Here is a 16,299-nt window from a genome sequence, read left to right on the forward strand (position 1 = left end):
GATGATCGGGCCGGGGTACCGGGGCAGAGCCCGTCGCCGAGGATGGTGCGGCGGGAAGGACTGGGCCCGGGCGCGGTGGGAAAGCGCTAGCCGTGGCCGTGCAGGACGCCGCGGCCGACCGTGGGGGCCTTGCCGTCGGCAGCGGTCCGCGGGCTGATACCCGTCCGGACCGCGGAGGCCGCACGCGCGCCAGGGGCGGCCTGCGGCAGGCACTTCCCCGTGACACGTCGTGTGCGGCTCATGGGCCGAGTGTACGTGCGCCCGCCCGGTCCGTACGCCGCGTCCGCCCGCAGGTCGAGGACATCCGCGCCGGTCGGGGCTCCGCCGTCCTGCAACCGCAGGGGCGTGACGCGCATCAGATCATCGGAGACGAGCTCCCGGGAGGACTCGGATGCACAGCCTGTCCTTCGATCGACCCGGCCGCTTCCGGCCCGGGAACCTGCACACGTCGATCGCGGCCGCGTACCGCTGCCCCGGCTCCATGATCACCACCCGGTTCGAGGTGCCCGCCCTGCTCGCGCGTACGGCCGCGCGATCGGGTGGCGGGGCGGGCTAACGCAGCGGTTCGGTCAGTTCCATGGAGCGCAGGGCTGCCGCGAGGGCTGGTCCGTCGCCGATGTCGAGTGCCGTGTCGGTCAGTTTGATGACGTGTTCGTCTCCGTGTGCCAGGGCCCGTTCGAAGACCTCCTCGGAGGTGAAGGTGCCCGGCGGGGTGAAGGCGACCGGGGCGTCGGGGGCGTACATCGCGGTGACGGCTGCGGAGGCCGTCCAGGCTGCTCGCAGGCTGGGTGCCCACAGGGCGGGCGGTAGGGCGGGCAGGGTGCGCAGCACGGCGTTGGGGGCCGTGGCGGCGTGGACCAGCATGGTTTCCTCGCCGTGGCCATGGGTGGCGTAGCGGTGGGTCGCCGCCCGCACCAGGTCGACGAGGTGCAGGCGCGCCTGGTCGGGGTCGGGGACGGATGTGGGGTCCGTGATCGTGGCCGCCCACATCGGCAGGCCCGTGACGCGACGGAGGCGGTCGGGGAAGCTGCCGTCCCGTTCGGTGATGGGTCGTACCGCGTCGAGGGCGACGGCCGCGCCGTCGCCACCCGCTCCGGGCAGTCGGGCGAGGTCCGCGACGGGGTGGTGGCGGGCGGCCCAGTAGCCGAGACCGTGCGCGAGTTCGGCCAGACGTGGTGCGGTGTGTTCACCCGCGAGCAGGGTGCGCACCGCGTGGCCCACCCGGATCAGCGGATGCGTCGAGCCGCCGTACATGCCGGGGAGGAGACGCGGCCACCACTGCGCCAGCACATCGCGCCAGGGGCGGTCGGTGATCTCACGCTCGAAGAAGTCGATCCAGTCGGCGGCGCGGCGCGGATCACCCAGCGCGACATGCCAGTTGGCGGCCGTGACCGGCTCGACGCGCGTCGGGAACTCCTCCAGCCTGCTCGCGTACAGATCGAGCCAGCGGTGCACCGTGCCGGCCTGCCCGCGAACGGAAAGGGCCTCAACGGCCATCGGCGCGTGGTTGGTCAGCCGCCCGAGCCGCTCGGGGCCCGAACCGTGCAAGCGCTGAAGCGCCTCGTCGAGAATGCCTGTCGTATCCATGACGACGACCGTAAGTCCGCAGCTACGAGCGCGTAACGGGCCGAAGACCTAAGTCGCGGCCTAGGTCTCCCGCCGCAGTGAGTTCGTCCTGCGAGGCAGACTGGAAGACCACCAAGCCGCCCGAGTGCGGTGCGGGAGCCCGCCTTGATCCGGTCGGCGAGGCGGGTGCGCAGCCTCAGGGTCACCCAGGAGGGGTACGGCGGAGGCCGCCGGCCCGGCCAGGCATCCCGACGAGGGCGCTCAGCGTGGACTCGCCTTTCGCCAGGACGGGTTGACGAGGCCGGGGATGTCGGGCACGACGGTCCGAATGGTGCGGGCGATCTTACGGTGGGCTGACGGGCGCCCGATATCCTGTGCGACATGTCCCCCAACCCACCCGACCCTGGTGGCGCACGCCCTGCGGCCGAGGTCAACGTCGAGATCCGGGCGCTCGTCGCCGCGGGTGGCGCGGGGACGGAGCGGTATCAGGAGCTCCTCGAAGAGTGGGCCGTGGCGATCCGGGCCGAGGTCGAGTCGGCGGCCTGACGCACTTCCGCCCCACCGGGCGCTGTCCCCGCGTGGGGTCCGGTGGGGGCGGAATCGTGCAGCGAGGCAGCCCGCCTCAACCCTTGAATGGGATACGGAACAGGCTAGCGGCGGGCACTGACAACGGGGTGTCTCCGGGATGCCGCACGGGCCGGCCGCGCGCACGCTGGAGGCATGCCGGACCGTACAGAGATCGTCATTCATCCCGTGTCACCGCAGGGCGGCCGGAAGGTGACCGCCCACCGCCTCGGCGTCGACGCCGACCTCGGCCGGGCGTACGACCCGGCAGACGTGTCCGAGTTCCTCCGCCGGGCCGGCCTCGAGGATGTCGACCTCAGCGAGGACGGACCGATCCGCTGGGAAGGCGGCGGACCCGAGGTGTGGACCGCCGCCACCTGACGCCGGGCGCGCGGCAGCCCTCCCGTGGGGAGCCGGGAGGGCGACGTGCCCGGGATGGTCCGGAGCCACACCATATGCACGGGCTTGGGCAAGCCGGTAGGCATGTGACAGGGGAGATTCCGGATCGCGTGACAGGCCCGGCTACAGGTCATCGAAGTCCCCGGCCTCGGCACAAGGCCAGTTCTTTCGCCGCCCGGGTGCACACTGACGGCATGCCGAGACAATTCGAGAGCGACGCGGTACTGGTGATCGACGGGACCGAACGGGCCGTCTACGCCCGAATCTCCATCTTCGGCGACGAAACGCAGGTCAAGGAATGGTTCGGCTCCCTCACTGCCGACGAGCCCGGGCTCGAGTGGGAGCTGCAGAACGCTCGCGTGGCCATCCTGTGCATGCCGGACGGCAAGGAAGGGTCCGTCAGGACCAGCGACGGCCCCAGCAGGAAGCGGGGCGATGTCGCCTTCACGGGCAGCGGCCACCCGCCCGTCTGATGTGAGACAGAGCAAAGGCCCCCACCCGCGAGGGGTGGGGGCGGCGGGGGCGCCGTGCCGGCCGGCCCGCCATGATCACGACGTGGCGGATCACCGAGGCATGAGGAAGCAGCCGGCTTCCGCTTTGCACCTATTCAGCCGAATGAGGGATGAATCGCGAGACCTCGGCGTCAGGCTCGCAGGCGGCCCGCCGCCAGGGCGTCCTTGACCTCGCGCACCACGCGGGCCGCATCGTCCGGGTCGTGCACCACGTCCGTGTGGTTCATGTCGATGACCAGGACCTCGCTGGCCGAGTAGTGCTTGTGCACCCAGTCGTCGTAGCCGGACCACAGCGTCCGGTAGTACTCGACGAGGCTCTCGTCCTGCTCGAAGTCTCGGCCCCGCAGTCCGATGCGGTGCAGGACCGTCTCGAAGTCCGCCTTGAGGTAGACCATGAGGTCGGGAGCCTTGCGGTACGGCAGGCCGTCGATCTCGCGCATCATCTCGTTCAGCAGGCCCTCGTACACCCGCATCTCGAGGGAGCTGATCCGGCCCAGGTCGTGATTGACCTTGGCGAAGTACCAGTCCTCGTAGATGGACCGGTCCAGGACGTTGTCGCCCTGCTTGTACGCCTCCTTGATCGCGGCGAACCGCGTCTGCAGGAAGTAGAGCTGCAGGAGGAAGGGGTAGCGCTTCGCCTGGATCTCCTCGGGGCTCGACGTGTAGAAGAGCGGAAGGATCGGATTGTCTTCCACGCTCTCGTAGAAGACCTCGCTGCCGAGCTCCTTCGCGAGCAGCTCGGCGACGCTCGTCTTGCCGATTCCGATCATGCCTCCGACGCAGATCACTGGCATACCTCACTTCTCCCTGGGGGTCTTCTGTTCGCGGGCGCGTGGGCCGGGCGCCCCACCCCACTCGGACGCGTGTCGGCGGTCGCTCGATTCCCCGTGAACTTCGCGATCTTCATGATCTTCTCGATCAGCGTCACGCGGTCCCGGTTCGGGTCGATACGTCGATACATCGACATCCGGACACGGACACACTCCTCGACCGGCCTGACCGGCCCGTTCCGCAGGTGCCGCGTACGGCCACGAGCCACCACCCGCGGCCGCCTTGAAGCATAAATGACGCCCCGCCTTACGCCGCCCAGGGCGCCGTCCCCCCACCCCACCTCGCCCTCCGCCGCCGTCACCACAGGGCAGAGGAGGTCTCCCTCCCCGCGTGCGCAGCGCCCGGGCACAGCCATATCCCCCGGCGAAACCTCCGCCAGATCGGCCCGTCAAAGGCATTGACTGAAATTTCCGTCAGTCCCTAGTGTGAGCGCACCCCGCTCGGCCCTGGAAGGTCAGGGCCGCTGACGGCTTCATGCAAGCCCCCGCGTACAGGAGCCCCAATGGCCCCAGTTGCCCCACCCACGCACGACTCCGCATCTCCTGCGGGCATCGAACAGCACTCGATCGACTGGGTGCCCCTCTCCGAACGACATGGCAAACCCTCGAGCGTCGGGGCCATCTGGTTCGTCGGCAGCCTCAACCTCACCGGCCTGGCGACCGGCGTCGTGACGCTGTCCATGGGGGCTTCGCTCGTCTGGACCGTGGTCGCCACGGTCCTCGGATCGCTCTTCGGGACGTTCTTCATGGCGTTCCACTCGGCCCAGGGCCCCCAACTGGGACTGCCTCAACTGGTCCAATCGAGGGCGCAGTTCGGCTACCTGGGCGCCGCGGTCACGGTGTGGGTGTTCGCCCTCGTCAACTACATCGCCTTCAACACCTCCGATGCCCTGCTGTCCGGCCAGGCCATGAACTTGCTCACCGGAGTTCCCAACGGAGTCGGCTATCTGCTGGCTGCCGCGGTGGCGACCGTGATCGCCCTGTTCGGGTACCAGTGGATCCACCGCCTGAACAGGTGGCTCACCTGGCCCTTCGTCGTGGTCACCGCGGCAGTCACCGTGTCCGCCCTGTTCGGTGGAGGGCTACCGGACGGCGTTTGGGACGCGGGCCCCTTCGACCTCGCCCCGTTCATGCTCGTCTTCGTCTTCGTAGCCGGCTTCCAGCTGGGCTGGGCGCCCTACGTCTCGGACTACTCGCGCTACCTCAGACCCGACGTCCCCGTGCGCAGCACCTTCTGGTGGACCTACCTGCCCAGCGCCGTCTCCGGGATCTGGGTGTTCATCCTCGGTGCCGTGGTATCGGCCGCCGCGCCCAAGGGGACGGATCCGGTGACCGCCCTGAAGATGTCGGCTGACCGGTTGTTCAGTGGATTCGGCACGATCGCCGTCATCGTCCTGCTGGTCGGCCTGCTCTCCATCATGGCGATCAACCAGTACGGCGGCAGCCTGACCATGATCTCGATCCTGGACTCGTTCCGGCCGGTCAAGCCGACGCGGACCCTCCGGGTCGCGACGATCGGGATCATGCTCGTGGCCGTCGGAACGGTCTCCACCCTCGTCGGCATCGACCAGTTCAACTGGTTCTTCGCCAACGTGGTCGTGGTGCTGACCTACCTGTTCATCCCCTGGACGGCCATCAACCTGGTCGACTACTTCTTCGTCCGGCGCGGCCAGTACGTCGTCAAGGAGATCTTCAACCCGCACGGCATATACGGCCGATGGGGCTGGCGGGGAAATCTCGCCTACGGCATCGGTCTCGCCTGCATGGCGCCGTTCATGGTCATCACCGGCCTCTACGTCGGTCCCGTCGCGGAGCTGCTCGGAGGCGTGGACTGCTCGATCGCCGTCGGCCTGCCGGTGGCCGGCCTCCTCTACTGGGCGTTCGCCCGGAGTCTCGATCTGGCCACCGAACGCCGGATGGTCAGGGAGGAGGGGCTGCTGGCGCCACCCCACTGAGCACCCCGCCCCGCACCGACAGAACGAACCTCCGAGACAAGGAGCACCACGTGAAGACAGAGCACAACGGCAACACAGCGGGCATGAGCCGCAGAACCCTCCTCGCCCGAACCGGAGCCGTCGCTGCCGGACTGGCGGTGGGGCCCGTACTCGGCGGCATCCAGCCGGCCCAGGCCGCGGCCTGGCGCGTGCCCGGGGAAGAGACGTCGCACAAGCGGACCTGGATGGCATGGCCGTCCAGCTACACGATCTGGGGCAGCTCGCTTTCCAAGATCCAGACCGACATCGCCAAGCTCGCCAAGGAGATCGCCAAGTACGAGCCGGTCACGATGTGCGCGGACGGTTCGTCGGCCGCATCGCAGGCCCGCAGCATGTGCGGGTCCACCGTCACCGTGATCAGCTCGGTTCCCGTCTCGGACTGCTGGATGCGGGACACCGGCCCGCTGTTCCGCGTCGACGGCGCCGGCGGCCTGGACTCCGTCGGCCTGAACTTCAACGCCTGGGGCGAGAACGCCACGACCTTCTACGGCATCCCCGCCTCCGCCTACAACAAGGACCGTGTCGTCGCGCAGAAGCTCGCCGCCTACACGGGCGTCGCGTTCGCCAAGACGTCCGTGGTCGGCGAAGGCGGCGGTGTGGAGTACGACGGCGACGGCACGCTGATGGCGACCGAGAGCTGCTGGGTGAACAGCAACCGCAATCCCGGCAAGACGCGCAGCCAGATCGAGGCCGAGCTGCTGTCCCGGTTCGGCGCCACGAAGATGATCTGGCTGCCCGGCGTCACCGGTCAGGACGTCACCGACGGCCACATCGACGGCACCGCCCGCTACATCAAGCCCGGCGTGGTGATGGTGCAGCTGAACGGCGCCGTACGGCCGGCCGTCTGGACCCGGAACGCCCAGGCCATCCACGACGTCCTGGTGAACGCGACCGACGCGCGAGGACGCCGGCTGCAGGTCCTCACCATCGAGGGCCCCGACGTCCTGCCCCGCATATCGGCCGGCAAGCGGAGCGACTTCCTCAGCTCCTACATGAACTGGACCGTGACCAACCAAGCGGTGATCACGACCCAGTTCGGCGACACCGCCAAGGACGCCGCGGCCAAGTCGGCCATCGCGGCCGCTTATGGCAGGCCCGTCGTCCAGCTCAACCTCGACAACCTCTACGGCAACGGCGGCGGTGGCGCACACTGCGTCACGATGCAGGAACCCAACCGCTGAGCAACCGGCCCGGGTCACTTTCGAGGCCCGGGCCGGCCCTCTCCGACGTGCCAACTGACTGAATTTTCAGTCATATGCAGACCGAGCCAGAGATCTATTGACTGAATTTTCAGTTCAGTCCGCGATACAAGACGCGCCTCTCTTTATTTTGTTCACTACGGAGTCCCATGAACAACAACACCTCAGCCACGTCCCGACGCAGGCTGCTCCAGTTCGGTGCTGCGGCCCTGCCGCTCGCGGCCTTCGGATCCGCTCTGCCGGCGGTCGCCCGGGCGGCCACGGCCGCCGGCGGCTCCACCGTGCTGCGGATGCCTGCGGAAGAGGGCCGGCACGTCCGTACCTTCATGGCCTGGCCGGCGCTTTCCTCCGTGTGGGGCAACAGCCTCGGCGCGGTGCGCAGGGACATCGCGAAGGTGGCGTACGCGATCTCACGCTACGAGCCCGTCGTGATGCTGGCCCGCTACGGTCAGGCCGCGGATGCCCGGTACCTGTGCGGAAGCGGCGCCTACTACGGCATAGACGTCATCGAGATCGCCAACGACGACCTGTGGATCCGGGACTTCGGCCCCACCTTCGTCGTGGGCCCCGGAGCGATCGCCGGGGTGGACACCAACTTCAACGGATGGGGGAAGGCCGGCACCTCGTACGCCCAGCCCTTCGCCAACGACGCCGCGGCCGCCGAGACGCTCCTCGGCCAGTACGGGGTGAACCGGATCCAGGCGTCGTTCGTGGGCGAGGGCGGCTCGCTGGAGACCGACGGCCAGGGCACCTTGCTGGCCACGGTGAGCTCGATGGTCAACAGCAACCGCAATCCGGGCAAGTCGCAGGACCAGGTCGAGCAGGCGATGAAGGCGGCGCTCGGCATCGACAAGGTGATCTGGGTCCCGGGCCTGGCCGGCCAGGACATCACCGACTGCCACATCGACTGCCTCGCCCGCTTCACCGCGCCCGGCAAGGTCATCCTGGACAAGCCCGGCCGCGGCGCCGACAGCAAGTGGATCGCCGTCTACGAGGAGACCGCGCGGATCCTGCGGAGCGCCACCGACGCCCAGGGGCGCGCGCTGGCCATCACCGAACTCCCCGGTCCGGACCGCAGCGCCATCCGCGGGCAAGGCAACGACTTCCTGTCGAGCTACACCAACTACTACACGGTCAACGGCGCCGTCATCGCCCCGCAGTTCGGTGACGGCTATGCCGACGGCCTGGCCTACACCATCCTGCAGTCCGCCTATCCCAGCCGGAACATCGTCCAGCTCAACATCGACAACATCGCCTCCGGTGGCGGCGGAATCCACTGCGCCACCCAGTCGCAGCCGGTCGTGCCGCCCTTCGCCTAAGCCCGCGGGAGGGGCCCGCGTACGTTCGACTCCGTGGTCATGGCCGTGGCGGGCCGCGGGTCGGCGTACGCGGGCCCTGCTGCCCGTGGTGCTCCTTCCACCGGCGGAACAGGGTCAAGTCGGCCTGAAGCAGGCCTGTTCGGTGTCTCACCGCGGTATCGAATGGCCTGCGAAATCCTCGCGTGTTACCTGCCGGTAAGCCATGATGGCGGACGACCATCAACACAGCGGAGGCTGAGGCAGCGGTGACGACTTTCGACGAACCGACCATCGTGCACGCGTTCCGGGACGACGCCCTGGGAGAGCACGACGCCGTCGGTCTCGCCGCGGCGATCCGGCGGGGCGAGGTCTCCCCCGCCGAGGCCGCCCGGGACGCCGCGAAGCGGGTGCGGGCGGTCGACGCGCGGCTGGGCGCGGTCCAGGTGCACGTCGACAGCCCGGCGCCCGCCGCCGGGGCGGGCGGTGCCTTCGCCGGGGTGCCGACCTTCGTCAAGGACAACACCGATTACCAGGGGCTGCCCACGGGCCACGGCAGCGCGGCCTTCCGGCCGAGGGCCGCCCGGCAGCACGCGCCGTTCACCCGGCAGCTCCTGAGCAGCGGCGTCACGGTCCTGGGCAAGACCCGGCTGCCCGAGTTCGGGTTCAGCCCGACCACCGAGTACGACGGCGCGGAGCCGGTGCGCAACCCCTGGCACACGGGCTACTCGGCGGGCGGTTCGTCGGGCGGCAGCGCGGCGCTGGTCGCGGCCGGCGCCGTGCCGATCGCGCACGCGAACGACGGAGGCGGCTCGATCCGCATACCCGCGGCCTGCTGTGGGCTCGTCGGCCTCAAGCCGTCCCGCGGACGCGTCGTGGCCAGTGCCCTGGGCCGCCAACTGCCGCTCGACATCATCTCCGACGGGGTCGTGAGCCGTTCCGTGCGCGATGCCGCCGCGTTCCTCGCCGCCGCGGAAACGTACCGGCGGAGCCCCGGACTGCCGCCCGTAGGCCTGGTCGAAGGCCCCTCGGCGCGACGGCTGCGCATCGGGTTCGTGCTGGATTCGCCGAACGGCGTGCACTCCGACGCCTCCACCCGGGCGGCCGTCACGGAGACCGCCGAGACGCTCGCACGGCTCGGACACACCGTGGAGCCGGTGGAGTTGGGCATGGATCCGAGTTTCACCGACGACTTCCTCACGTACTGGGGGATGCTGTCCTTCCTCCTCGGCGTGACGGGCCGGACCCTCGGCGCGGACTTCGACCGGCGCCGCATGGACGGCCTCAGCCAGGGGCTGCGCGAGGAGTACCTGCGGAACTGGCGGCGGACCCCCGGCGTGCTGCGGCGGCTGAAGCGTACGAAGGAGGCCTACGCGGCGTCCTTCCGCGGGCTCGACCTCGTGATGTCGCCGGTGCTCGCCCACACCACGCCGCCGATCGGCCACCTCAGTCCGACCGTTCCCTACGCGAAGCTGATCGAGCGGATCCTCGCGTACGTGGCCTTCACTCCGGTCGACAACGTCGTCGGCACGCCGTCGATCTCGGTGCCCGCCGCGACCGCGACCCCGGACGGGCTGCCCGTCGGCGTCATGTTCGCCGCCCGTCCCGGTGGTGAGCGCAAGCTGCTGGAGCTCGCCTTCGAGCTGGAGGCCGACCGGCCGTTCCGGCGCGTTCAGGACCAGTGACGTAGCCGGCGGGAGGCGTACGGGGTTCGCGGCTACCGCTCGGTGGCCGGTGGCCCGTGCTCCACGCGCAGGGGCTCGAAGGCGATCCGGGTCAGCGATCCGTCGTCGGCCCAGCGCACCTCGATGGATCCCTGGTCCGCCGTCACCCGGGTGAGCGCCTCTGCGATCGGCCCGGGATCCGGATCGCCGGTGCCGGTGCCGGTGCCGGTTCCGGTTCCGCTGAGCACGGCCAGCGCCGCGTACGGGCCCGTCCCCCCGGCCTCGGCGGTCAGGCGGGGCATGCTCGCCCACCGGGTGAAGGCGGTCCCGGCCGGCGCCCTCGCCTCGTCCAGCGCCTCCCAGCCGTGCACCGGGTGGAGCTCCGAGCGCAGCGGCTCCTCCGGCCCCGTGGCCCAGCCCGTCTGTTCCACGCGGGCTCCGTACGGGGCTCCGTACACCCGGTGCACGCGCAGTTCGTGCCGGCCGCGGACGAAGGTGACGCTCTCCACGCGCAGGCCCGGCACCGTGGGCGCGCCTCCCGGGAAGACCGGCCGGTGCCAGGACGCGGCCCAGCCCCAGCCGTTGCCCTCGCCGGTACCCAGCGGGTGGATGCGCCGCCGGACACTGCGGGCGCCCGCCACGACCACGGCGAGGTGGTTGTCCGGGGTGTTGGCGCCCGCGGTGGGGCCGCTGCGGGTGGAGTAGGCCTGGCGGGAGTAGAGCGGGTCCTCGTCGCGGGCCGCTTCCGGCTGATCCGGCCCGACGTGGTCGCTCCCGTGGTTGTGCAGTCGTACGATCCCGTCGGCGCGGGTGCTCTGGATCAGCAGCCCGGGCGCGGACAGGGCGCACACCCGGTCGGGTCCCTCACTGGGCGCGGGCTCCTCCGTGGCCGTCCACAGGGGGTGCGTCGCCGGGGCGAGCAGGCAGACGAAGGCCTTCGAGGCCCAGTAGGGCGAGGCCGGCCCGGAATAGCCCTGCAGGGTCGCCGCGTGCGGGCCGTGCCAGCCGAGGCCCAGCAGGCCGTCGGCGCCGACGGCGCCCCGGTCGAGGAAGTAGCGCAGCGATCCGCTGATCAAACGGCGTGAGGTGCCGGGGGCGAGCGGGGTGTGGCCGGTGACGGCTCCGAGGCCGACTGCGGACGCGGCGGCGAAGCGGTAGGTGAGGGAGCGCCCGAAGTGGATCGGTGCCCCGTCCGCCCCGAAGAGGAGGGAGAAGCCGTCCAGGTGGGCCCGCAGCCGGTCACCGTGCGGGGCCGACTGCCGGTCCGCCCGGTCCGGCCGGTCCGGCGAGTCGCCGAGGTGGCCGTCGAGCACCGGATACAGGTGCAGCGCCCATCCGTTGTAGTGGTCGAAGGCGCGGCCTTCGCCGTCGGCGTACCAGCCCTGGCCGGCGTACCAGCCCTCCAGGAGGTCGAGGGCGCGGCTGCGCACCCTGGCCGTCTCGGCATCGCCGCGGCCCACGGATTCCAGGAATCCGGCCACGGTGTACGGGAAGAGGTACCAGTTGTTGGGAGCGGGCACATGGCGCAGGGCGCCGCGCAACCACTCCTCCGTCCGGTCCTGCACCGCGCTGTCGAGGCGGTCCCACAGCCACGGCCGGGTCAGCCGGAGCCCGAGGGCCACCGAGGCCGACTCGACCATCGGCTGGCCGCCCGCGTGGATGTCGCGGATGACCGGCCAGGACTCCGCATCGTCGCGGCCGGGCGTCCGGGTTCCCACCGCCAGGCCGTCGGCGTACCGCTCCAGCCAGCCGTACGGGTCCGCTCCCCCGGCCCCGGACACGCGGAACGCCGCCGCCAGGAAGGTCCGTGCGTACCCTTCGAGCCCGTCGGAGCGCACCCCGGAGGCGGACGGCGGTCCCGGCAGGTCGAGCAGGGCCCCGCGCGGCGTGGCCCACCGCCAGGCCGCGCGCAGCAGCCCGTCGGCCACCGCCTCCCAATGCGCGCGCGTGTAGCCGGTGTACGGGCTCAACACGCGGTCTTCGCGGGGCAGTCCTGGAAGGGTCATGCGGGGATCTTGATCGAATGACCCCGGCGGGTCAAGGGAGCGGATCAGCGGTTCGAGAGAGCGGATCAGGGCGGGGCGAAACGGCCGAGCGGGGGTCGGACGCCTTCAGGCCGAGGCCTCCCAGGCCGTCGTCAGCCCGTCCAGCCACGCCGGCGGCAGCTCCGCCGTGTCCCATGCCTCCCGCAGCGCCTGCGGCTCGGCGAGGAGCCGCTCCAGTACCGCGATGCTCGTGGCGGAGTGGACGAGCGAGAAGCGGCCGTGCACCGTGATGGCGCTGCCGGCTCCGAACCTCGTGAACAGCCGCCCCAGCCGGTCTTGGTGGGCTTCGGTGAACTCCGTCAGCCGCCCCGCGTAGCGGGCCCGCTGCCTCGTGCTCATTGTGGCGAGGACGGCGGTGAGCACCTCTTCGGTCGCCTCCGGATCCAGCTCCGAGACCTCGGTGAACGTCAGGTACAGGGGCGTGAGCGCCACTTGCGCCCGCTCCACCTCCATGCGCCTGGCCCGCGGACGCTGTCCGGCCGCGTCCTCTTCCCCGTCCGGGCTCACCACGCGCAGCAGCGTCCGCTCGGTGACGGCGCCCAGTTCCGCCAGGAGGTCTCCGGCGCCGTCGAGCCATCCCGACTCGTACGGCTCGCCCTTGTCCCCCGGTGCGCTCCGGTCCCCGGTGCTCAGTTCCTCGTGCGCGAGCGCGAGCGTGCCCGCCTCCAGCAGACCGATCAGTTCGCGCGCGTCGCCGGCAGGGACCCCTGCTCGTGCGAGGAGCTGCAGGAGCGTCGTCCTCGCGTTGTCGACACTGACCTCGTCCGGCCACTGCCGTCCCTCGTCGGCCCCGCTCATCAGATCCTCTCCGTTCTCGGCCACCACACCGCCCGGCACTTCATTGTGACCGAGCACCTTCGAGGGGGCCGGGCCCAGCGGCCCCCGGTTCGTTCCCGCAGCTGCGGGAACTTGCTTCCTGAGCTGGGACTCTATGCGGCGGTGCGCCGATGTCGAGCACTTTCCCGGCATCCGGCAATCTACCCATAACCCGCCCCGGGCCGTGATGCCCGCCTTCGCGCGCTCCCTCGCACTTTCGGCTACCCCTCCCGTACGTACGCCCCCGCGCGGGCGGCGGCCGCCGCGGCGGCGGCCGAGCGGTCGGCCGCGGCCTCGTCGAGCGGGAGGGCCGTGGTCAGGAGGCGGTAGTAGAGGGGGGCGGACACCGCGCGGATCACCTCGTGCGGGTCGGTGCCCTCGGGCACTTCGCCGCGGGCCACGGCCTCCCGGACGCACGGTGCCCACTCCTCGACGCGGACGGCGTAGAAGCCGTGCAGTGACCGGGCCGCCTCGGGGTCGCTGGTGGCGGCCGCGATCACCGCCTTGAACAGGGCTCCTTGGCGGGCGTCGGCCAGTGTCCGGCACACCAGCCGGGCGTTGGCCGTCAGGTCTCCGAGGAGCGAGCCCGTATCGGCCCGGGGAAGGGACTGCTGCGCCATGTCCAGCAGCAGGTCGGACATGAGACCGGCGACGGTGCCCCACCGGCGGTAGACGGTGGTCTTCCCGACGTCCGCGCGCCGCGCGACGTCGGCGAGGTCCAGGTGGGCGAAACCCCGCTCGGCCAGGACGTCCTCGGCGGCCCGGAGCACCGCCTCCCGGACCCGCGCCGTACGCCCTCCGGGCCGCGCACTCCCCGGCCCGGGCCCTGCGCCCGGACCCGACCCCGGTTCGGCGGCGCTGTCCGGTCCGGCTTCGGCGAACTCCATAACGGGACTCCAGTTCCATTAACTGTCGAGACTTGCTACGCTCGGGCCATCTTAACGGAACCGCAGCCCCATTAGATGGAGCCGTGGGTGATGAGGGGATGCGTCATGGAATACAGGCGGCTGGGAGCGTCCGGACTCGTGGTCCCGGAACTGAGCTTCGGAGCGGGCACCTTCGGCGGGCAGGGACCGCTCTTCGGCGCCTGGGGCGACACCGGGGTACAGCAGGCGCGCCGGCTCGTGGACATCTGCATCGACGCCGGGGTCACGATGTTCGACACTGCCGACGTCTACTCCGCGGGCGCCTCGGAGGAGGTCCTGGGAGCCGCCCTCAAGGGGCGCCGGGACCAGGTGCTCATCTCCACCAAGGCCGGGCTGCCCATGGGAGACGGCCCGGGCGGGGCGGGGACCTCCCGGTCCCGCCTGATCACCTCGGTGGACGACGCGCTGCGCCGCCTGGACACCGACCGCATCGACCTCTTCCAGCTGCACGCCTTCGACGCCGGCACTCCCGTCGAGGAGGTGCTGTCCACGCTGGACGACCTGGTCCGGGCGGGGAAGATCCGCTACACCGGCATCTCCAACTTCTCCGGATGGCAGGCGATGAAGTCCCTCGCCGCGGCCGACCTGCACGGCCGCCCGCGCTACGTCGCCCATCAGGTCCACTACTCCCTCGTCGGCCGCGACTACGAATGGGAGCTCATGCCGCTCGGCCTCGACCAGGGGCTGGGCGCGATCGTCTGGAGCCCGCTCGGCTGGGGCCGGCTCACGGGCAGGATCCGCCGCGGTCAGCCGCTGCCCGCCGGCAGCAGGCTGCACGACACCGCCGACTACGGCCCGCCGGTCGAGGACGAGTACCTCTACCGCGTGATCGACGCGCTGGACGAGATCGCCGAGGAGACGGGCAGGGCCGTCCCCCAGATCGCCCTGCGGTGGCTGCTCCAGCGGCCGACCGTGTCCTCCGTCATCATCGGCGCCCGCAACGAGGAGCAACTGCTCCAGAACCTCGGCGCGGTGGGCTGGACGCTCACCCCGGAGCAGATGGCGAAGCTCGACGCGGCGAGCAGCCGCACGGCCCCGTACCCCTACTTCCCGTACCACCGGCAGGAGGGGTTCGCCCGCCTCAACCCTCCGGCGGTCTGAGGGGCGCCCCGCGCTCCGGGCTTCAGCCGAGCCAGAGGAGGTTCAGGACGGACAGGCGGTGCAGGGGCCTGTTGATCCAGTAGGTGAGCGACAGCAGGCCGACCGACGCCAGCCGTACGTCCTGGCCCTCGGCGTCGTCGGGGTCCCACTGGTGGAACCCCCAGGGATCGGCCGCGGCGGCGTCCAGGATGTCCCAGACCATGTCTTCGGCGTGCTCGGGCAGGGTGTCGAGGACCTTGGCCGCGGGCGCGGAGAAGCGTATCGCGTACGGCTGTCCGGTCACCGGCGGCTTCTCCGTGCCTCGGTCAGGTCCACGAAGGTGCTGTCGTCGTGGCCGGAGGCGACGAACGCGTCGACCGCCGGCACGGAGGCGAGGCGGGCCTGCCAGACCTGGAGGGTCTCGTACAGCGCGGCGAGGGAGAACGTGCGGCGGGACGCCTCCAGCGCGGCGGCCCACTCCCCCTCGAAGGCCGGGACCCACTGCGGGGCACGACGGTCGGCACGCAGCCGGCCGAGGAGTTCGGCCGGGGCTCCCGGCGCGGGGGCGTACGGCGTGACGGTGGCGTGTTCGGGCTGCGCGCTCATCGGCTGTTCCTCCCGGTGGGTCGTACCGCCACGGTACGCGTGCGGGGAGGCCTTGGACGCGGCCACGGACGGATCCGCCCGCGAAGGTGCGCGGGACGCCCGCTCAAGGCGAGCCGTTCGTCAGCAACAGGTGGAACGTGTGGTCCCGGTGTACGAATGTGGCGGTGTCGCAGTCGCCGCCGTCGAAGTACACGGGCCGCAGCGGTTCCTCGTCCGAGTAATAGCCGGTGAAGCGCAGGAAGTCGGGGCTGACGGCGGCGCAGGACCACGCCGGGCCGTCGTCCGCACCGAGGAGTTCGCGGATGAAGCCGCGCACCAGCCTTTCGGCGTCCGCCGCCGGGTAGTGGTGGCCGTAGGGGCTGAACGCCTCGCGGAGCATCCAGCTCAGCCGCGCCGGGAGGCCGGGAGGTTCGAGCGGGGTGAGCGTGGCACGGAAGCCCGCGCGCAGGAGCGGACGGCCGAAGGGCTCGTCGGCGTCAGCATCCGCGTCCCCGTCTGCACCGCTCAGGGTGTGCCAGTCGCGGCGCGCGTCGGCGGCGCGCATCAGCCGCTCGAACAGCGGGCTGCGCAGGAAGGCGTGCAGGACCTCCCGCCGGTTCGCGGCCGTGACGGGCACCTCGCACTCCGCCGTGAGCAGCAGGGTGGTGCTGTTCATGGCGCGGTCCACGGCGGAGAGGAAGGCGTCGACGGCCGGAGGTTCGGGATCGGGCGGCCGCAGCGGCTCGGTGAACTTCGGGGAACCCATGGCAGCAGTCTCGCCGACGGCCGGCTCCGCCTCAACGGCTTGTGCGGCGGGTCAGCGG

At 71.1% G+C, this 16,299-nt stretch carries 18 protein-coding genes; 9 read left to right on the plus strand and 9 right to left on the minus strand.

Annotation, left to right across the window (positions count from 1 at the left end; genetic code table 11):
• Positions 1-86: 86 nt before the first annotated feature.
• The gene (locus OG276_RS00355) at positions 87-242 is read right to left on the minus strand and encodes a hypothetical protein (protein WP_266901470.1); all 156 of its coding nucleotides are present in this window, start codon (positions 240-242) and stop codon (positions 87-89) included.
• A gap of 149 nt (positions 243-391) precedes the next feature.
• Between OG276_RS00355 and OG276_RS00360 the strand changes: the two genes are divergently transcribed.
• Positions 392-556 carry a hypothetical protein gene (locus OG276_RS00360; RefSeq protein ID WP_266901472.1) on the plus strand — a complete coding sequence of 55 codons (165 nt, stop codon included), beginning with the start codon at positions 392-394 and terminating at the stop codon, positions 554-556.
• On the opposite strand, the gene OG276_RS00365 is transcribed toward OG276_RS00360, so the two are convergent.
• Positions 553-1,587: a questin oxidase family protein gene (locus OG276_RS00365; RefSeq protein WP_266901474.1), complete on the minus strand. Its 1,035-nt coding sequence runs from the start codon at positions 1,585-1,587 to the stop codon at positions 553-555. The two genes, OG276_RS00360 and OG276_RS00365, sit on opposite strands and share 4 nt — an antisense overlap.
• 360 nt (positions 1,588-1,947) lie before the next feature.
• Between OG276_RS00365 and OG276_RS00370 the strand changes: the two genes are divergently transcribed.
• The 3 genes from OG276_RS00370 to OG276_RS00380 all read left to right on the plus strand — a co-directional run bounded on the left by OG276_RS00370 (position 1,948) and on the right by OG276_RS00380 (position 3,002).
• Positions 1,948-2,112, plus strand: a complete 165-nt coding sequence (locus OG276_RS00370; RefSeq protein WP_266901476.1) for a hypothetical protein — start codon at positions 1,948-1,950, stop codon at positions 2,110-2,112.
• Between the two features lie 174 nt (positions 2,113-2,286).
• Positions 2,287-2,511, plus strand: coding sequence for a hypothetical protein (locus OG276_RS00375; RefSeq protein ID WP_266901478.1), 225 nt, complete (start codon positions 2,287-2,289; stop codon positions 2,509-2,511).
• A gap of 212 nt (positions 2,512-2,723) precedes the next feature.
• The gene (locus OG276_RS00380; RefSeq protein ID WP_266901480.1) at positions 2,724-3,002 is read left to right on the plus strand and encodes a hypothetical protein; all 279 of its coding nucleotides are present in this window, start codon (positions 2,724-2,726) and stop codon (positions 3,000-3,002) included.
• A gap of 170 nt (positions 3,003-3,172) precedes the next feature.
• Here the strand turns inward: OG276_RS00380 and OG276_RS00385 are convergent, their stop codons facing one another.
• Entirely contained in the window at positions 3,173-3,835 is a 663-nt protein-coding gene (locus tag OG276_RS00385; RefSeq protein ID WP_266901482.1) for a deoxynucleoside kinase, read from the minus strand.
• Between the two features lie 539 nt (positions 3,836-4,374).
• On the opposite strand from OG276_RS00385, the gene OG276_RS00390 reads away from it, so the two are divergent.
• The 4 genes from OG276_RS00390 to OG276_RS00405 all read left to right on the plus strand — a co-directional run bounded on the left by OG276_RS00390 (position 4,375) and on the right by OG276_RS00405 (position 10,044).
• Entirely contained in the window at positions 4,375-5,826 is a 1,452-nt protein-coding gene (locus tag OG276_RS00390; RefSeq protein WP_266901484.1) for a cytosine permease, read from the plus strand.
• A gap of 50 nt (positions 5,827-5,876) precedes the next feature.
• Entirely contained in the window at positions 5,877-7,046 is a 1,170-nt protein-coding gene (locus tag OG276_RS00395; protein ID WP_266901486.1) for an agmatine/peptidylarginine deiminase, read from the plus strand.
• A gap of 167 nt (positions 7,047-7,213) precedes the next feature.
• Positions 7,214-8,383, plus strand: a complete 1,170-nt coding sequence (locus tag OG276_RS00400; protein ID WP_266901488.1) for an agmatine deiminase family protein — start codon at positions 7,214-7,216, stop codon at positions 8,381-8,383.
• 245 nt (positions 8,384-8,628) lie between these two features.
• Positions 8,629-10,044 (plus strand): amidase, encoded by a 1,416-nt coding sequence (locus tag OG276_RS00405; RefSeq protein WP_266901490.1) that lies wholly within the window; start codon positions 8,629-8,631, stop codon positions 10,042-10,044.
• Positions 10,045-10,076: 32 nt separating this feature from the next.
• On the opposite strand, the gene OG276_RS00410 is transcribed toward OG276_RS00405, so the two are convergent.
• The 3 genes from OG276_RS00410 to OG276_RS00420 form a co-directional block, all read right to left on the minus strand.
• Positions 10,077-12,029, minus strand: a complete 1,953-nt coding sequence (locus OG276_RS00410) for a DUF2264 domain-containing protein (RefSeq protein WP_266901492.1) — start codon at positions 12,027-12,029, stop codon at positions 10,077-10,079.
• A 105-nt stretch (positions 12,030-12,134) separates the two neighbouring features.
• On the minus strand, positions 12,135-12,866 hold the full coding sequence (locus OG276_RS00415; RefSeq protein WP_266901494.1) for a hypothetical protein: 732 nt from the start codon (positions 12,864-12,866) through the stop codon (positions 12,135-12,137).
• A gap of 239 nt (positions 12,867-13,105) precedes the next feature.
• Positions 13,106-13,771: a TetR/AcrR family transcriptional regulator gene (locus tag OG276_RS00420; RefSeq protein ID WP_266901496.1), complete on the minus strand. Its 666-nt coding sequence runs from the start codon at positions 13,769-13,771 to the stop codon at positions 13,106-13,108.
• 105 nt (positions 13,772-13,876) lie between these two features.
• On the opposite strand from OG276_RS00420, the gene OG276_RS00425 reads away from it, so the two are divergent.
• On the plus strand, positions 13,877-14,911 hold the full coding sequence (locus OG276_RS00425) for an aldo/keto reductase (RefSeq protein WP_266901498.1): 1,035 nt from the start codon (positions 13,877-13,879) through the stop codon (positions 14,909-14,911).
• Positions 14,912-14,933: 22 nt separating this feature from the next.
• Here the strand turns inward: OG276_RS00425 and OG276_RS00430 are convergent, their stop codons facing one another.
• The 3 genes from OG276_RS00430 to OG276_RS00440 all read right to left on the minus strand — a co-directional run bounded on the left by OG276_RS00430 (position 14,934) and on the right by OG276_RS00440 (position 16,241).
• Positions 14,934-15,194 (minus strand): hypothetical protein, encoded by a 261-nt coding sequence (locus OG276_RS00430; protein ID WP_266901500.1) that lies wholly within the window; start codon positions 15,192-15,194, stop codon positions 14,934-14,936.
• Positions 15,191-15,496 (minus strand): DUF6247 family protein, encoded by a 306-nt coding sequence (locus OG276_RS00435; RefSeq protein WP_266912433.1) that lies wholly within the window; start codon positions 15,494-15,496, stop codon positions 15,191-15,193. Before OG276_RS00435 ends, OG276_RS00430 begins: the two co-directional genes overlap by 4 nt.
• 103 nt (positions 15,497-15,599) lie before the next feature.
• A complete protein-coding gene (locus OG276_RS00440) occupies positions 15,600-16,241 on the minus strand; it encodes a hypothetical protein (protein WP_266901502.1) in 642 nt (213 codons plus the stop codon).
• Positions 16,242-16,299 lie beyond the last annotated feature (58 nt).

Origin of the sequence: Streptomyces sp. NBC_00086 (assembly GCF_026343255.1) — a bacterium.
Lineage (GTDB): Bacteria > Actinomycetota > Actinomycetes > Streptomycetales > Streptomycetaceae > Streptomyces.

Bases quoted from the DNA above. Each gene is read 5' to 3' on its own strand.
- OG276_RS00440 (WP_266901502.1), bottom strand. From the start codon at position 16,241: ATGGGTTCCCCGAAGTTCACCGAGCCGCTGCGGCCGCCCGATCCCGAA.
- OG276_RS00365 (WP_266901474.1), bottom strand. From the start codon at position 1,587: ATGGATACGACAGGCATTCTCGACGAGGCGCTTCAGCGCTTGCACGGT.
- OG276_RS00385 (WP_266901482.1), bottom strand. From the start codon at position 3,835: ATGCCAGTGATCTGCGTCGGAGGCATGATCGGAATCGGCAAGACGAGC.
- OG276_RS00415 (WP_266901494.1), bottom strand. From the start codon at position 12,866: ATGAGCGGGGCCGACGAGGGACGGCAGTGGCCGGACGAGGTCAGTGTC.
- OG276_RS00390 (WP_266901484.1), top strand. From the start codon at position 4,375: ATGGCCCCAGTTGCCCCACCCACGCACGACTCCGCATCTCCTGCGGGC.
- OG276_RS00355 (WP_266901470.1), bottom strand. From the start codon at position 242: ATGAGCCGCACACGACGTGTCACGGGGAAGTGCCTGCCGCAGGCCGCC.
- OG276_RS00435 (WP_266912433.1), bottom strand. From the start codon at position 15,496: ATGAGCGCGCAGCCCGAACACGCCACCGTCACGCCGTACGCCCCCGCG.
- OG276_RS00410 (WP_266901492.1), bottom strand. From the start codon at position 12,029: ATGACCCTTCCAGGACTGCCCCGCGAAGACCGCGTGTTGAGCCCGTAC.
- OG276_RS00375 (WP_266901478.1), top strand. From the start codon at position 2,287: ATGCCGGACCGTACAGAGATCGTCATTCATCCCGTGTCACCGCAGGGC.
- OG276_RS00370 (WP_266901476.1), top strand. From the start codon at position 1,948: ATGTCCCCCAACCCACCCGACCCTGGTGGCGCACGCCCTGCGGCCGAG.
- OG276_RS00400 (WP_266901488.1), top strand. From the start codon at position 7,214: ATGAACAACAACACCTCAGCCACGTCCCGACGCAGGCTGCTCCAGTTC.
- OG276_RS00380 (WP_266901480.1), top strand. From the start codon at position 2,724: ATGCCGAGACAATTCGAGAGCGACGCGGTACTGGTGATCGACGGGACC.
- OG276_RS00360 (WP_266901472.1), top strand. From the start codon at position 392: ATGCACAGCCTGTCCTTCGATCGACCCGGCCGCTTCCGGCCCGGGAAC.
- OG276_RS00425 (WP_266901498.1), top strand. From the start codon at position 13,877: ATGGAATACAGGCGGCTGGGAGCGTCCGGACTCGTGGTCCCGGAACTG.
- OG276_RS00420 (WP_266901496.1), bottom strand. From the start codon at position 13,771: ATGGAGTTCGCCGAAGCCGGACCGGACAGCGCCGCCGAACCGGGGTCG.